Origin of the sequence: Pseudomonas sp. S3E17 (assembly GCF_024168685.1) — a bacterium.
GTDB lineage: Bacteria > Pseudomonadota > Gammaproteobacteria > Pseudomonadales > Pseudomonadaceae > Aquipseudomonas > Aquipseudomonas marginalis.
Genome location: NZ_JALJWE010000001.1, coordinates 514482 through 531894, shown reverse-complemented (window position 1 = coordinate 531894; position 17413 = coordinate 514482). Strand labels below are relative to the sequence as shown.

Below are 17413 nucleotides of genomic sequence, written 5' to 3'. Positions count from 1 at the left end.
ATTCTCCTCAGGCCGGAACCGATGCGTGATGGTCGCGGCGGTGCGCGGTTTCACTGTGCTGGCTCTCGCCGTGCATCTCCGCCAGACGGGTGATGAACTCGTCGACGAACACGCGCATGTCGGCGCTGACTTCCTTGTTGCGCGTGATCAGGCGGTTGTAGCCAAACAACGCGGGGATCGCGACGAACAGGCCCATGGCCGTGGCCAGCAACGCCGCCGCCATGCCGGGGGCGATGGCGTTGATGTTCACGTCGCCGGCCATGGCCGTGCCGAGGAACACCACCATGATCCCCAGCACCGTACCGAGCAGGCCGATGTACGGGCCGCCGGCGATGGCGTTGGACAGGGTCGACAATTTGGAACTCAGGGCCTGGTTCTCACGGGTGCGCACACCGTCCATGGAGCAGCGGATCGCTTCGATGGTGGCCGCCGACACCGACGAAGTGTCGGCGCCCTGGGCACGGCGGGTACGGATCTCCTTGACCGCCACCAGGTACAGGCGCCACAACGAAGAATGGCTCAGGCGCTCAGCCAACTGCGCATCGTCGGCATACATCTCCAGGCGCGTGCCGATCTGGGCGAAGTGCTCGCGGAACACTTCGTTGGCACTGCTGAGGCGGCTGACCTGGCGGTTCTTGCGCAACATGATGACCCACGACTGGAACATCATCGCCACCAGCACCAGGATGATCACCCAGGCGTCCACCGGCACGGCGTTGAGCAAAAAGCCCAGGCTGCCGAAGCCGAAGCCGGACTGTTCTTCATCCACGCCGTAGGCCACCAGTTTCGACTCGGCGCCCTGGGCGCTCGCGTCAGCCAGCAACAGCGCAGCCGGGCGCGCCACCTTGGACAGGCGCAGCTCATCCATGGCCCCGGCGAACGGCAGGTGCGCGCTGCCGGCTTCCGGCAGGTCGGCGCCGACCGCCAGCTGCGTGTTGAACCCAGGCATGGCCACGGCAAGCGTGGCGCTTTCACGGCCATTCACATACAGCGTGACCTTGTCGCCCTCGGCGGTGAACGCCAGGTGCTGCCATTGGCCTGGGTTCAGCGGTTGGGTCGACACCGCGCGCTGGCCGTCGATCTCCACAAACGGCGAGCCCTGGTTCAGGCCCAGCAACAGGCTGTGGGCGCCGTCACGCCGGGCCAGCACGATTTGCTCGCCACTGGCCTGGTCCAGGCGCAGCCAGGCGCTGAACGTGAAGGCAGCGCCGGCGGCGTGTTGCAGCGACGGGCTGGCCGGCAACAACAGCGGCTGGCCGCCGAACTGCAAGGCACGGCCGATCACGCCGTCGATGCTCGCGCCGGTGGCGTTCAACGCGGTGTTGGCGTAGGCCGTGGTGTCCCGTGGTGGCGTCGCGTTGGCGCCATCGAAGTGATAGAGCGCGGTGTAATTCGGATCGAACGTCAGTTGGCCATTGGCGGTGGCCGGGGCCTTCTGGTTGCCGTAGTACATCCAGAAGTCCTGGCGCTGGCCGCCTTCGACCTTGGGCACATCGACCCAGATCAACGCCATGCCCATCAACGGGTCGAAGCTTTCGATCTGGTGATTGAACACGGTCTTGTCATCGGCACTCACAAAGCGCAGGTCGGCGCCGTCGTCCTTGACCCCGTCAAAGGTGAAGTTGCCGGTGTGCAGGCGCACTAACAGTGCGGTGCGGCCCAGGGCCTGGCTGATCGCGGCGCCCTGGGCGGTGGTGTCCACCGAAATCTGTTTGCGGTAGTGCCAATCGTCCTGCCACCAGGCATGGGCAGTGGCCGGGAGCGCGAAGCCCAGGCAGATCAACAGGCTCAGGAATAGGCGTTGCATGGGTGAAGTCTCCGGAAGAAAAAGTCAGAAAGTCGCCTGCACACTGAAGTGCAGTCGCGAGTCCTGTTTCTGGGTGTTCGGTCCATCGAGCAGCGGGTAACCCCAATCCAGGCTGCCGGACAACCACTTGCTCAAACTGGCGCGGGTGCCCAGGCCGACACTGGCCAGGCTGTATTCGTCTTCCTGCTCGGGCAGCGGGTCGTGCAGGCGCATGCGCGCGCCTTCGGCGAACGCATAGAAGCGCCACTCCTGCACATAACTGCCGAGGAACTTGGCCAGGGACGGCGTGCGCAGTTCCTGGGAGAGCAAATAGCCCTCGTCCCCGGTGCGCTCGGCCGCCAGGTAGCCGCGCACCGAGGTGGCGCCGCCGGCGGAATACTGCTCGTTGGACACCAGCGGCCCGGAGGCCAGCTGGAAAGCGCCCTTGGAGGCCGACTGCCAATCGTTGGCGAAGGTGTAGGTGTAATTCAGGTCGCCCTTGAGCACGGCAAAACTGGCACTGGCCTTGTAGCGCTTGTAATCGAATTCTTCGGCGTCGCTGCCGTAGCCAAAGAATGCGCGCGTACCAACCACCAGGTTCAAGCCCAACCCCAGCTGGGATTGCTCGGTGTAGCGATAGCCGTTGTAGCCCAGGGTGAACGGCGCGTACTTGAGCGGCACCTGGTCGCTGCTGGCGCCGAACTTCATCTGCTCGTCGAAATCCTTGAAGTCCACACCGAACGAAAACGAATTGGCCCAGTTGCCCGTCGCCGGCAAGCTGTAGATGGCGGACACGCCGTAGGAATGGCCCTTGCCCAAGACGTTGCTGCCGCCGATGGTGGCGATGTTGCTGTCGGACTGGTAACCGGAGAACTGCAAGGTCCAGCGTTCGTTCAGCGGCGCACTGTAGGAGCCCGACCAGACCTTGGCATTCTCGGTGTCCTGGGGCGCGGTGAAGTAGGTCAGGGAAATGCTGTGGCCCAGTTGCCAGAGGTTGTCGTAGCCCAGGGTGGCGACCGAGCGCAGCTTTTCGGTGTCGGCGCTGTAGTCGTTGTTCAGGCCGAGGCTGGCGTGCCAGGGGTTCTGGTCTTCGACCTGCAGATCCACGTCCATGGTGCCCGGGCGCTGGCCTTCGCGGACCAGTGGCGTGACCTGCCGACCGGCACTGCGGTTGAGCCCGACCAACTGGGTTTGCACCGTGGTGAAATCCGGCACCGCGCCTTCCTTGAGCCCCGGCACTTCCTCGCGGATCTCCACCGGCGAGTAGTGCTTGGCGCCGACCACACGCACGCGGCCGACCTTCGTCTCGCTGACCTGCAGATAGACGATGCCGTCATCGACCTTCTGTTCCGGCAGCTCGACAAACACCGACTGGTAGCCACGCGCCTGGTAGATCTTCTGCAACGCATCGCGCGCGCCTTCGATATCGTCCAGGGTCTTTTGCGGGCCGAGAAACGGGTACACCGCCTCCTCGATCGTCGCCGCATCGAGCACGGTATTGCCGCGCACGAAGTACTCGTTGACGTCCACCTTGCGCGCCGGGGCCTCATCGCCCTCCTCGGCCCACACCGCTTGCGCCAGGACGCCCAGCGTCAGGCAGCACAACGCCAGCGTTGATTTGAACAGATGCTCCACACCGCCCCCTAACTGTCTAAGATTTTGCGCCGTCGCCGATTGCACGGCGTCTGGCCTGCTCAATTGCTGCTGGTCGAAAGATGGCTGTGCCGCGCCAGCCAGGTGTGCAGCAAGGCGAAGTTCAGGGAGAACTCCGGCATGTGCAGCAAGGCGCCACAGAACACTTCACCGATGATGGTCTGGATCAACTGCACGGCCTGCGGGTTGTTCAACAGGCTGGCGATGTCGCGCTGCAAAGCGTGGATGCTCCACACCTTCTGGTTCAGCTCCAGGCCGACGAACCAGCGGAACAGCAGGTTGTAGTTCAGTTGCTCGTGCAGCTGCTGTTCGCTGGGCACCGAATACAGCAGTTGCAGCAGCAGGATCTGCACCACGGTCTGCGGCGCGATCGACATGCCCGGCGCGACCTGGAGCAGGTCGCGATGCTGCTCGAGCACCTCGTCGATCTGCGGGCGCAACAACACCAGCGAATGCCCCGCCGGGATGTAGCTGGACACTTCCTTCAAGGCGCCCTGCCAGTCGTCCTGGGAGACGATCCACACCCACGGCGCGCCGTAGCGGTACACCGAAACCGGCTTCTTGCGCGCAGCCTCAACGATCTTCGACAGGCGCTGGTCGAGCTCCTGCATGCCTACTTTCGAGTAACGTTCCATAGTTCCCATTGCCCCACTCCTGGCGTCCCGCTGACGGCTGGGGAGGCGGCTCGTGGCGGCCTCCAGCGCGTTACATAGGCAAGACGGAAGTGGCGATGAGCTACCGAACTTTTGTCATGAAAGCTTCATTTTGGATTGTGAGGGGGGCAATTTTTCCGGGGGCTGCAATGGCGGCCCTAGAGCTGAGCGAGTTGTGCCCGGTGTACTCGGTTGGAAATGTGGGAAGTTGCCCGGCTGTAGATCTCGTGGGCACCGCTAATCCCCTGTGGGAGATGTCGAGCTTCAGCGAGGCTTCGATGGCGGCGGCACAGTTGATAGAGGGGCTGGCTGACCCACCGCGATCGGGAGCAAGCCCCCTCCCACATTTGAGCTCGGTTGGCAGGTGGGAAGTTGCCCGGCTGTAGATCTCGTGGGCACCGCTAATCCCCTGTGGGAGATGTCGAGCTTTAGCGAGGCTTCGATGGCGGCGGCACAGTTGATAGAGGGGCTGGCTGACCCGCCGCTATCGGGAGCAAGCCCCCTCCCACATTTGAGCTCGGTTGGCAGGTGGGAAGTTGCCCGGCTGTAGATCTCGTGGGCACCGCTGATCCCCTGTGGGAGATGTCGAGTTTTAGCGAGGCTTCGATGACGGCGGCACAGTTGATAGAGGGGCTGGCTGACCCACCGCTATCGGGAGCAAGCCCCCTCCCACAGTTTTGACCGAATCACACCCCACAACACCGGTCGATTATCAGGTCGCCGCCCCTCTGATCCGCCAAAAAAATGGGGCGATCACTGATCGCCCCGAACGGTACATCGAGAGGTCCTTCTGAAGTTCTACAAACTGATCTGCTTGCGCTCCTCATCCGTCAACCGCGCCCGCGCCTGTTCACTCAGCGGCCCCGCGCCCAGCACCTGCACCGGGCTGTCGGGGTTGTAGCCCGAGGTTTTGCGAGGTTCCGGTTCACGCGGCAACGGCTCGGTGCCCAGGCTCAGCACCTCCACGGTCATGATCGACGGCCGGCCCTGTTTGGCCGCCGCCTGCTGGCTGCGCGCCGCGTCTTCTGCGGCCTGGGACGCCGCCGCTCCCGCCGCGCTGGCCGAGCTCATGGCGCCGGTGTTGACGGCGGCCGACACCGGCACCCCGGACGACTTGCCCTGGGTCTGGATGTTCGCCGCGTTCACCACCCGCAGGGCGGCGATGTTGACGTTACCCGATACCCGAATGCCCGCCTCCCCCGCATCGATGGTGCCCATCGGCGCGATCAGGTCGATATCCCCCGCCGGCACTTCCGGGATCGGATTCAGCGTGGCGATCCCCGCACCGGTGCTCGGCACCGACGGCGACAGGCTCACGTTGCCCCAGTTGTCATAGACGCGCTTGGGCGGGGTGTACACCACGGTAGTCTTGGAGCCGCGACCGGCGTTGATGTCGCCCTGGGCGGTCCAGGCCAGGATCGAGCCGCCGAAGGTGGTCATGATGCGGCTCTGGCCGAGCAGGATGCTGCCCAGGGAATACAGCTGGATATCCCCCGAACCCTGGGTGATCAGACCCGCTGTCGACGGCGGCGCCGCGCCTTCGATGCCGAAGGTCTGGCTGCCGCCAGGGGTGAGCATCTGGATCGAGCCACCGGCATTGGTGTGTACGCCCGAGCCGTTGAACAGTGTGATGTCGCCTTGGTAGGTGATCGCGTTACCGGCCACGTCCTTGTCCGGGAACAGCGCCGCAATCGCCGCGCGACCGCGCAGGTAACTGCCCTGGCGCACGCTGCCGTCCTGGTTGTACTCGCGGCCGGCGGCCTTGAGTTCGGCGAAGTACACGTCGCGGGCAAATATTCGTTGCTGCTCGGCGGGCAGCGCCGCGTAGTAGGCGCGGGCCTGCTCGCTGTCGCCGACAAAACCGAAGCGCTCGGCGAGCCAGGCAACCAGTTCGTTTTCGTACGTCTTGGCGACCTTGGCCCCCTGCAACGACTCGCCCGCTTGTGCCTGGTTGACAGGGTTCAGGTAGCGCTCGACAAAACGCTGGTAATCCGGCCCGTTGGCACCGACACCGGCCTGCATCACAATGCTCGCGCCGGGGCGGCTATCGCCTGGCAATACCCCACCGAGGCTGGTCACGCTGTACTCGCCCGCAGGTCCCGTCATCAGGATATTGCGGCCTGCCGACACGTCCAGCAGGCCAGGCCCGGCCACCTCGAAGTTGCTGTAGAGAATGTCGCGACCGGCCGACACGATGGAGATATCGTTGGCGTTTTTGTGCAGGAACAGATTATTGCTCGAAGGCGCGTCCGTCCTGTCCACACCAAAACTACGCCCACTGCTGACGATATCCCGTCCGGCCATCATCCGGACCGGGCCATTCCCTTCATACCAGGTCTCGCCCTCATGCAGGGATCCAGGGTCACTGCTGAACGTGATTATCCGACCACTGCTCACCCCGACCAGGTCCCCGTCTATCGCATAAAAACGCGCCGGCTCAGCACTGCCAGCGGATGACGCGGCTGCCGTGCCGGAACCGAACGCCAACAGCGACAGGCTGACCAGGCTACCCGTGGGCGGCAGGTTGCTGACCACTACAGCATTGCCAATACGGGCCTGGTACGCAGGGTTCCAAGGGGTTGCCATCGCACTCGGCGCCGCCCCGGACTGGCTCACGGCCATGCCACCGGCGTAGATCGAGCCCTGGGCGAGGAACTGCAACTGGCCGGCCGGCCCGGGAGCCAACATCAGGGGGTCTGTGTAGTTGAGGTCAGAGTTCTCCTGCGCACGGGCCGCTTTACCGTAATACAGACTGCCGCCGGCCGCCGTTGCCCTGACGATTGACGGGTAGGCCACAGCCAGGTCAGCCGGCGTGTCGGGCAGGCTGACGGGGGTCAGGTTACCGCCCAAGGAAAACAGATCAATAGCCGTGTCCTTGGTCCACAGGGTAAACCAACTGCTGCCGGTGCCGAGGGTGGTGCCTTGTGCAAAAGGCGAAGAATGGCTAACCGGCACCCGGCCCGGGTCTTCGACGGTTTTCACCACCTGGTCACCCAGGGTCTGCACGTTGAACGTGGCGTCACCCGGCACCAGGGTCAGCCCACCGCGCGCCACGCCACGGGTCGAGACCAGCGGGTCGAAGGCACGGGTCTCGCCCGGGCTCTGTTCGGTAGAGGTTGCCCCGTACAGCAAATCGACGCTGCCCACACTGGCGCTGCGCAACTGCACATCACCACGAAGATTGACCAGCATGCCGTCACGATGGTCCGCATTGGCAACGACAACACTGGCAGGGTTCATGCTGCCACCGATGCGCACCCGCAGATCGCCCCCACCGGTCACTTGCAGGCTGCCATCGCTGGCGACCCTGCCCGTGCTGCCCACTGCCAGGACCAGGCCTTGGCTATGGGGGTTTACGGCATCGTTGCCGAAGCCATAACCCAGGGTGTTCAAGACCCCGGCGTCGCCGCCGACATTGACAGCCAGGTCGCCACCGCCCAGGGTGCCGAAGCCGGTGAAACCCAGCATTTTGTCCGCGCCTGCAGCCGCTGCGGTGTAACTGCCGAAATTGATCCACCAGGCGCTCGGTTGAGCCTGGCCACCCGTCGCCACATCGCTGCTGCCCTGGCGCCATAGCCAGTTGCCGATTGCCGCCGAATCGAACCCGAGATCCTTGGGGTTGGGTCGCCCGATGTTGCTCTGGGCGATGCTGGTGATATCACCGGTCAAGTCACCCCCGGTATTAATCGTCAGATTGCCCCCGGCCTCTGGATACCAGGCCCGGTACAAGCTCGTGGACGAGCCGTTGACGAACTGCTCGAACAGGCTGCCAGGATCACCCAGCACGGTGGCCCCCTGCTTCGCCTTGGGCTGATTGTAGGGGTCGCCCTGGAAGGTGCCGGCAGAAGACGTACCGGCGGTGTACACCCCATACAACGAGTCCATGCTCAGGTTGCCCGCGCTCAGCAACTCCAGATCGCCGGTCCCGGTGCGGATCACGCTCAAGCGCGTGCTTGCCGGTGCAGCGGCGTATTCCTGCGGGTTTTTCATCTGGCAATACGTGGGGCTCGCGCACAGTTGCTCCACGGTAATTTGACTGAAACTGAACGCCAGCGCCTCGGTGACCTCGTCCCCCGCCTTTACGATGATGCCCTTCCTCGCGAATCGAGCGACTGCCGCCGGAGTGAATATGTAAGCACCCGTGGTCTTGCAGAATTGCGGGGATGCACCGCAGAAATCATCGATTGAGCCCTTATTGAGGCCGTCGAGCACACGCTGGTCGATCGGATCACCGGCCTTGACGGTCACCCCGACGCCCGCCAGGTACGTGACCCCGGCAGCCGTCCAGGTTTCCACGCCACGGGGTGGTAATGCCTTGGCGAACATGCCGTAGTGAGTGTCCGCCAGATGCAGGTCGCCGCTGCGCGGGTGCGCTTGCAGGATGCGACTGTCGGCAGCCTCGGTATCGGCGCCCGCGACCAGGCGCAGCGACCACGACTGGGTGCCTTCGGCAAGCATCGGCGAGATCGCCCAAAGCTGCCCGGCCGCACCGGCGCGCAACGCCACCGACTGGACCCCGGCAGGCAACTTGACATCCGTGCCGGCAGGGATCAACGCACCTTTGGGCAAGGCCTTGAGGCCATCGAGCAGCACAATGTTAGTGGTCAGGCCTGCCTGGTCCACGCTTGGCAGCGGTACGCCCTTTGGCCAGGTCATGCTTTGCAGCACGGTACCCTCGGTCAACAGCGTACCGGCGCCCAGTTGCGTACCCGCCACCAAGGTCTGCGCCTCGCCGAGCAAGGTACCGGCGGCAAACAACAGAGTGCCGCCGGCATCGCGCACATCGGCCGCGACGACGCTGCCCGCAGGCAATACCAGGTCCTGGCCCAACGTCGCGGCCACTGGCAAACGCGTATTGGCGGCTACGGTCAGGCCCTTGATCGGCAGGTCATAGTTAAGGGTCGCGCCGGCCGGGAAGGCGGTGCCGTCGGCCAGGGTCACGCCGTTGCCAGGCACCACCACCGTGCCGCCACGGTAGTCGATACCCGGCAACAGCACCCAGCCCTTGTCATCGGCAGACGCCGACGGCGGTGCGAAGCCGTCGTTGATGCTGCCATAGATATTCAGGTCACCCCCGGCGCGCAGGGTCAGGCTGCCGGATTCACCCGAGCCGTAGACGGCATTATCCTGCTGGCTATGGGGGTTGAGGCTGGCGTAACGGTAGCGGGACAGGTCCACGTCGCCCTGCACGACCAGGTCGCCGTCCGCCGTCTTGCTGACGATTTCCACGCCAGGGCGCAGGTGGAAAGCATCGGCGTAAGTGGCGTTGTTCAATCCGGCGAGTTTGTTTTGCAGCAGGTTGCTGTTCTGCAACGCCGCCTTGATAAAGGCGTCGCTCAAGGCGTGCTTGCCATCCAGGTAACCCTGGGTGATTTCCTGATACGGCTTGCCGCTGGCGGTAGGGTCGGTTTTTTCCGGGGCGTCGTCGTAGGTGATCATGCCGTTGAGCGCAATCGAACGCGCGCCTTGGATAGTCAACTGCCCACGGGCGTCGATGGCGATGTCATTGCCGCCCACTCGCGGCGCGTTGAGCTCCAGCGTACCGCGGCTGCGCCCGTCATTGCCGGTCGCAGCAGTACCGTGACGCAGGTCGATACGTGCCCCCTCGGCGAGGGTCAGCTGGCCGTCACCGGAGCCCAGCACCACCATGGCGCGGTTGGGCGAGTCGATGATCTTGCCGTAGCTGTCCACCCGCAGTTTGCTGCCATGGGCGTCTAGCACCGCCGTGCCGTCGAGAGTCAGGCCGTGCTTGCCGGCCAGGTTGATGCTGCCGACCCGCTCACCGCTGGCGTCCACCAGGCCATTCACACGCAGGCTGCCGTTATCCATCGACACGCTGATGGTGCCGGCCTTGAGCCCGTTGCCGATGGTCAAGTCGCCCTGCTTGAGCTGGAAGCTGCGGGCACCGAAGACCGCGCCCTGGTTGAGGCGCTGGTTAAGGTCGGCGAACTGCTGGTCCAGGGAACCGCTGCCGCCCAGGTGCTGGGCCTGGAGTTCCACGGTAGCGGCCTGGTAGGGCATCGAGGTGCCGCCAGCCGCGTAATAACCGCTGCTGCTGCCAAGGATCCTGCCTTGCAGGTCGACGGTCCCGGCCGCCGCATCCGTGGCCACGGCCCGCAATTTACCCGCCTGGTTGTGCTGGGCCGACAGGTCGATGGTCGAGCCCGCCGCCTGGCGGATATTACCGCTGCGGCTGTCCAGCAACACATCGCCGCCCCAGCCGTACTGGGTCACATCGTTGAAGGCAATGGCGCGGCCGGCCACGTCGATCAAGGCGTCATCGGTCAAGACCACATCGCCCCTGGCGCTGAGGCTGACCTTGCCGCTGGGCAACACCACCGCAGCGGCCACGCGAATGCTGTCGCCTTGCAGGGACAGCTCGGCCCCCTGGCCGTTGGCCGTGCCACGAGGGCCGGCCGACGCGCCGATATCAATCGCACCGCCGGCTTTGATCGTGTTCACCGAGCCGGCCTCACCGGTCATCAACGGTGTACGGATCGTCAGGTTGCCGCCGCTGTACTGGAAGCCGTTGACCGGGTCATACGCGCCCTGGCGCTGGTACACCGACAGGCTGCCCTTGTGGTTGGCGGTGATGCGTTCGCTGGCGTTGAGGTTGACGTTGGCGAACCCCAAGGCCAGGCGGTCGAAACGCTTCACCTTGCTCGTCTGGCCGAACTCGCCATAGCCGAATTCGATACGCTCGGCGTTGATGTCCAGGCGTCCACTGCCGGTGCCCGCGCCGCCCGTCACCACCGCGCCAGGGGCGTTGGTGGCGCCCAGCCAGATCAGGTTGGCGGTGTGGATCGTCGCCACATCGTTGGCCGCCCCGGCGCCATACATCGCCGGGGTGGATAGCATCAGGTTGTTCAGCAGTGATTTGCCGGTGACGGGGTCATAGGTGTCCAGGGACGTGGTGCCGTAGAAATTGAAACTGTCACGGGCCGACAGTTGCAGGGTTTCCAGGGCAGGCGCGCCGAATTGCGTGTCACCGCGCAGCAGGCGGTCGAGCAGCGCCTGGGTCAGGGTCAGGCCGGCCGGCACGCGGTTTCCGGCAGCGGCGAGGGCTTCGGCGCTGCCCAGGTTGATGGTGCTGACACCCAGGTTGAGGTGACGCGTGCCATAGCGCACCTGGTCGCCCAGCTGGAAGGTACTGTTGGTCAGCGCCACGATGCTGCCATCGGAGTACAGGCCGGTCTGGCCGCTGCACGTGCCGCCGTCGCAGGCGCCGATGTTAATCCCGCCGCTGACCCCGTCTGGCGACGGCGCACTGACCACATTGAGCAGCCCGTTGGACACCGCCAGCATGTTGGCAACCCGATAGATAAACCCGTCACGTGCGTCGTAACTGGCCTTGCCGCGGCCCAGGGTGTTGATCGAGGCGCCCTGCTCCACCACGATTGCGCCGGTGTCGCTCACCAGAAAGACTTCAGGGGCCGCCAGTGTTGCCCCTTCGCGCAGCGTCACCGTGCTGTTGGCACCATTCGCGCCGGATGCCAGGTTGATAAAGTTCCCGGACTGGCCGTACTCCACCACCGTCATGCCGCCCACCACCAGCCGCGATGCACCCAAGGCATTGAGGGTGTCGGCCTTGAGCGTGATGCCGGCGAAGTCTGTAGTGGCGGACTTGCCCGCGCCGATCACTTCGATACCCTGCCGGGTTGGGTCCAGCACTGCCACCGTACCGCCGTAGCCGCCTGGGGCGGCATCGAAACGGCCGATGCCCTCGAACGAGAAGGCATCCGCACCCGCACCGGGGCGCAGCGACAGTTTCAAGGTTTTGGCGTCGGCTTCCAGCATCGGCCGGGGCACGCCGATCCGGGCTGCATCGGCCCTGGCAAACTGGGCGTAGCTGGTTTCGTTGTATTGGGAGTAACGGCGCAGGGTATCGGCCGAGGTCAGGATCAATTGGCTGGCGACGCTGTTGCTGATCCCCGTGTGGGCAATCGACAGCTGCCCCGAGGTGGCCCACGAGCCATTGCGCATCAGCGTGGTCGCACCATCGCCGCCAAGCCCGGCCAGCCCATTGATTTCGACGCGGAAGGCCCCCGGCATCAGGGCATAGGTCGACGGCATCAGGGTGTAGGTGCCCGCCGGTAACCCCGGCACACCAGCGCCGATGGTGATCTGCTGGCCGATCAACGGCGCCACGGCACCGCCCTCCGCCGCCACCGGCGCCGCGCCTGGCTGTACCCCGGGCACAATCGCATAGATCGGGTTAGTGGACAGCCCCGGCAGCACAAACCCGCCGTTGGCGCCGAACTGCACCAGCGGGTTGTAGCGCGCATCGGTGGAACCGCCGCGCCCGGAGATGAAGCCGGCGCCCAGCAGTTCGCCACCGCCGGAGAGGTCCAGCGTGGCATCCGGCTGCACGGCGACGGTGGTACCGCCCAGAATGACGCCGACGCTCAAGTCGCTGTTCAGGTTGGCCACCCCGCCCTGGCCGATAAACGTGACCTTTTGACCGTTGTAGCGGTACTCCTGGCCATCCAGCGTGCCGCCATAGGGCAGCACCAGCCCCTTGCCACTGACCGAGGTGATACTGCCCGGCAACAGTTGCACCAGGTTACTGCCCATGCTGCCGATATCGATCAGCCCCAGCGGCGCCCGCACCACACCGCCCTGGCGAACCGTGGCGGCGCCCAGTTGCAGGCGGCCGAACGCCGAATAGGGAATGGCGGCGTCGGCCGTGCCGGTACGGCCAATGGTCAACGTACGCAACGGGTCGAACAGGATATCGTTGATACCTGCCTCACCCAGGTAGCCCGCGATCACCCGCGCGCCGACCTGTGTGCCGGGGTACAACTGCGCCGCGCGCAAGGTCATGTCGCCCTGGGTCAGCAATTGGGTGCTGATACCCAGGGCGACTCCGTTCTCATTGGCCCCTGCCAGAAACCGCAGGTCACCCTCGCTGGTCAGGTTGACCTGGTCAAAGCCACGCCGTTCCATATCCAGCAGGCTGCCATCCGCCTGGCGCAGGCTACCCTTGACGCCAAACAACACGCTGCCGCGCACATCGATCAGGTTAGCGCGGGCGTTGAACTGAGCGGCGGTTTCACGCTGGGACGGGACAGGCAGCACAATCGCCGGACGCACATACCCGTCCCGGCCTGGCGTGTTGACGCCAGCCAGCAATAGATACGGTGCAGCCAGGTTGACCCGGGTGTTGTCAGCGGCATTTTCACTGAGGCCGAAGGCCGTACCGAACAGCCGCAGACTCTGGCCCAGCGTCAGCGAAACATCGCCATCGGCACTGATGAGCCCGTTGCTCATCAAGGCCAGGTTGTCAAAACCGCCCGCGCTGACCTGGTCCACTCCCAGACGCCCATGGCCGTACTCCAGGCTGCCGGCAGCCTCCTGCGGCGTACCCGCCAGGTCGTGGCGCTGGTGCGTCTGGCTGATCAGCAATTCACGGCCTTTGAGCACCTGATCAACCACGGTATTAAGTGTGTAGAGCGGGCTGTCCAATGCGACCGCGAGACTGCCGCCCGCAGCACCGGCGCCCCCCGCCCTGGCGACAAAGCTGCCGTCCAGGTACAGGCCGTTATTGGACGCCAGGCTGATACTGCCGCCATTGCTGGCCTGGCGCACCATGCCCTGCCCTGGAACATTCAGCAGGGCCTCGGTGCCGGAGGCATCCAGGCGCGCACCTTCACGCACCACCACAAACACGTCACTGGCCGTGGCCACCCCGGTCTGCAGATCGAGCGTGCCGCCGATAGTGATGGTACCGCCGTCGCGGACCAGGCCATACGCGCGGCCAAGGTTGTCAACCGCCGTGGCAGCACGCGCTGCGACATCGATCAGCGCATGCTCTCCGACCCAGATGGAGCGACCATGGCCAGCCGCATTCACATCCTCGGCAGACCCAGCCTTGATGCCCCCCAGGGTCACGCTGCCACCCCAGGCGTTCAGCGTGCCGTCCATGTTCAATTGGCCAACGCTGCGCAGGCTGATGGCCTGGCCGGGGTCGACATTGATGACCGCGCCCTGGCCCACCGTCAGGGCAGTGGTTGCCAGTTGTTCGGCGGTGGAGTCGACGTAGCCCGCGTTCAGGCTCAAGCCGGCGCCACGGCGCTGGGTCAGCAGGCTCCTGGTCGGATCTTCCTGATAGAGCATGGGCGTCCAGCGCTCCAACGCACTGACCGGATCGCTGCCGGTGGCGATCGACGACGCCTGTGCGCCCAACCGATACACCGGGACCGTGACATCGACTTGGGTACCGTCGGTGACGATCAAGCCCTCGTTGCCGGTGATGTCGTAGGCCGAAAAACCTTTATTGAAGAAGTCAGCGGCCAGTTTCAGGGTGTCGGCATCCGCCGCAAGGGGGCTGTCGCCGATCTGCACCTTGCGCGCCTGCAACGCCAGGGTGCCGCCGCCGGTGACGCCATAGCCGCGCACCTCGCCGTCCAGTCCCAGGGCGCCGAGTGCGCCCAGGGTCACGTTGCCGCCCTTGCCGCCGGTGAGCCGGCCATCCACGCCGAGGGTGCCGCCGGAAGAGGCGTCCACCACGCTGCCGGCCATCAGGTGCACGTTGCCCGTGCTGCGCAGCGACACATTGCCACCGTTCACATAGGCCACGCCGGTGCTGTTGGCCGCGTCCAGCAGCAGGTTATTCCAGCGCCCGCTGGCATCCAGCTTGACCCCGGCGGCGACCGTCACACTGCCGTCGCCCGGCAGGATCGTGTCCTCGACAGCGCCGTCCTTGGTCGGATCGACCTGGCTGAGGATGTTCCCGGCCTGGAGGCTGCCACCGTGGGCCGTCAGGTTGGCATTGATGGTGACGCCAGGCCCGAGCAGGGTGATAGCACCACCGTCCGCCACGTTGAGTGCACCGTTGACGCTGACCTGCTGGTTGGCGGCGACCTTGATTGCGCCCAACTGGAAACCGTTGAGCTGGTCACTGTCGAGCACGATCTGCCCTTGGCGATCCGCTGGCAGCGCCGTCGTGAGGTCCAGGCCATCGGCGATTTTCTGTGTATTGCTGTCGATCAGCACCTGCTCGGTGCTGCCGGTCAGCGCATAGCGCAGGGTGCCGGTGGTCTTGTTGTAGACCGGCGTGTAGCCGCCAATGATCAACTGCGCGCGCTGGGCCATGGCCTTCTGCGACTGCTGGTAACCGTCAAGGTTGATGTTCGGTGCCTGGGTCTGGCGATCGCCCTGGAACACATCGCTGACCACCTGGCCTTCCAGCACCGCACTGGTGGTACCGACCACCAGCTTGCCGGCATCGCGGCCCACGGTATAACCGTTCTCGTAACGGCGCTGCTTGGCGATCATCGGGTTGTAGTAGAAATCGGTCTGGCCCCAGCGCTTGCTGGTGTCTTCATAGCCCTTATAGAGCCCGGAATAGAGAATGTCGCCGGGCGCGTTGGACAGCTCATACAAACGCCCGTCCGGGCCCTTGAGCCAGGTCTGCTGGATATACCCGGCCTGCACATCCACGGTGCCGCCCGACAGGTTGATCTGCGCACCCTTTTGAGTCACCACGTCCTGGCCGGTAAAGGTCACGGTACCGCCCTGGGCCATCCACTCGCCCACCGAGTGGCCCTGGGTGCCGAGGTAACCGCCAACCTCCAGCACGCCGCCGGCGGTGTACCAGCGGTCCGTGGCATAGCCGTTGGTACCGGCCGGCACAAACACCAGTTCGCGCAGGTCGACCCACACATCGTTGTTGATCAGCTTCCCGTCTTCACGGTTGACCGGTGCGTCGCGTTGCTCGTTGCCCTGTACGTTGATCTTGATGTTGTTGGCTTCCATCGACACCTTGACGCCCACCGCGCCGGACACGTCGATCATCGCCCCATCGCGCACCAGGCTGCGCCCGCCCGCGCTGACCGCGACCTGGCCACCGGTCGCCAGGGTGATCGAGCCTTTCTGGAAGTCCACGGTGCCGCCGCTGACGATCTCGATACGCGACTGGTCGGTACGATCGGCCACGGCGCTCAAGTGGTTGAATTGCTCGGTGATCAGGTTGGCGGGCTTGCCATCGAACGAGGTCAGACCATTGTTTTTCTGGGAATTGAGGGCGCTGCTGCCGCTGGCGTCCAGCAGGATCGCGGTGGTGCTGCCCTCGCCCAGGGTGACGCTGCCAGTGGTGTCACTGGCCGCGTTGAGCAAGTGGAGGGTGCCGCGTGTGTCCACCGAGGTGCTGGTCAGGGCCACACCGTTTTGCTGGACCTGGTGGCCGGTCAGGGTGATGTCGCCGCTGGAGGCCATGATCAGGCCGCTGTTGGTGACCTTGCCCGCAGTGCTGTCGGCGTTGAGGGCCGTCGCGACTTCATTGCCACGGGTGGTGGAGCGCTCGTTGCCGGCGGTGCCGACGCCTTTGCGGATATAGAAGCTGTCGCCGGCCGCCAGGGTCGTCTGGCCTTTGGCAGTGATGAGCGTACCGGCGTTTTCAACCTCGGTGCCGAGCAGCAAGGCATAGCCGCCGGCATCGGTAGACGTGGCGGCGTTGTGGGTCTGGATCAGGGCGCCACGTTGCACCTCGACCTTGCCTGCCGCGTCGGTGAAGGTCGGTTGCGTACCGGTGGTATCGACGTAGAGGCCACGCTGGGTGAACTGCTCATCGGTGATGTTCGCCGCCGCTGCCACCAGGTTGCGCACATTGACCTGGCTGGTGCCGCTGAACACCACGCCGTTGCGGTTCATGATCATCACCGTGCCGGCGCCGTTGATCTGGCCCTGGATCTCGCTGGGCCGGGCATCGGGGTCGTTGACGCGGTTGAGCACGGCCCAGTTGGATTGCTGCTGGAAGTCCACCGTGGTGTTGCGCCCGACGTTAAACGTCTCCCAGTTGAGGATCGCCTTGTCGGCGGTCTGCTCGATGCTCACCGTGGTCTTGCCGCCGGCCTGGGTCTGGGTCGGCGCCTTGGCGTTGGTCCAGCCCTGGGTCAGGCTGTTGTCCACCTGCAAGCCGCCCTTGCCCAAGCCATCGGGAATCGTCGACACCTGGCCGAACGCTGCCTGGCGCCCCGCCGCTTGCGCGGCCTGTTGCGCGGCAATCGCCGCGACACTGGTGTTCAGCGTGCTGATGGAACGCGCCAACTGTTGGTTGACCCGTGCCTGCTGGTTCAGCGTCGGAACCCCTGGCACCTGCCCGGCACTGAGCCGCGCCGCCGTCGCCGCCTGGGTCGCGCCCTTGTCGGCAAACCAACTGGAACTGAACGCCGTAGCCGCATGGGCATTGCCCGCCACCATCAACAGGGCGATGGCCTGGGCCAGTGGCTTGAGGCGCAGGATCGTCTCTTGGGCTTTCAGGTTAACCGGTGATTTGCAGCGGACCATCGGGGATCTTCCTTCTTTGTTATCACGCAGGGAG

3 protein-coding genes and 1 pseudogene are annotated in these 17413 nt (G+C 65.0%); all 4 read right to left on the bottom strand.

Annotation, left to right across the window (positions count from 1 at the left end; genetic code table 11):
- Window positions 1–7 precede the first annotated feature (7 nt).
- The 4 genes and pseudogenes from J3D60_RS02175 to J3D60_RS02160 all read right to left on the bottom strand — a co-directional run bounded on the left by J3D60_RS02175 (window position 8) and on the right by J3D60_RS02160 (window position 17379).
- Entirely contained in the window at window positions 8–1807 is a 1800-nt protein-coding gene (locus tag J3D60_RS02175) for a DUF2341 domain-containing protein (RefSeq protein WP_253489293.1), read from the bottom strand.
- A 24-nt stretch (window positions 1808–1831) separates the two neighbouring features.
- Window positions 1832–3421: a ShlB/FhaC/HecB family hemolysin secretion/activation protein gene (locus tag J3D60_RS02170; protein ID WP_253489290.1), complete on the bottom strand. Its 1590-nt coding sequence runs from the start codon at window positions 3419–3421 to the stop codon at window positions 1832–1834.
- 59 nt (window positions 3422–3480) lie between these two features.
- Window positions 3481–3813: pseudogene (locus tag J3D60_RS31230) on the bottom strand (transposase); the annotation flags it as partial.
- A 1077-nt stretch (window positions 3814–4890) separates the two neighbouring features.
- Window positions 4891–17379, bottom strand: a complete 12489-nt coding sequence (locus J3D60_RS02160; RefSeq protein WP_253489287.1) for a filamentous hemagglutinin family protein — start codon at window positions 17377–17379, stop codon at window positions 4891–4893.
- Window positions 17380–17413 lie beyond the last annotated feature (34 nt).

Coding starts and splice junctions, on each gene's coding strand:
- J3D60_RS02175 (WP_253489293.1), bottom strand. CDS start 1,807: ATGCAACGCCTATTCCTGAGCCTGTTGATCTGCCTGGGCTTCGCGCTC.
- J3D60_RS02160 (WP_253489287.1), bottom strand. CDS start 17,379: ATGGTCCGCTGCAAATCACCGGTTAACCTGAAAGCCCAAGAGACGATC.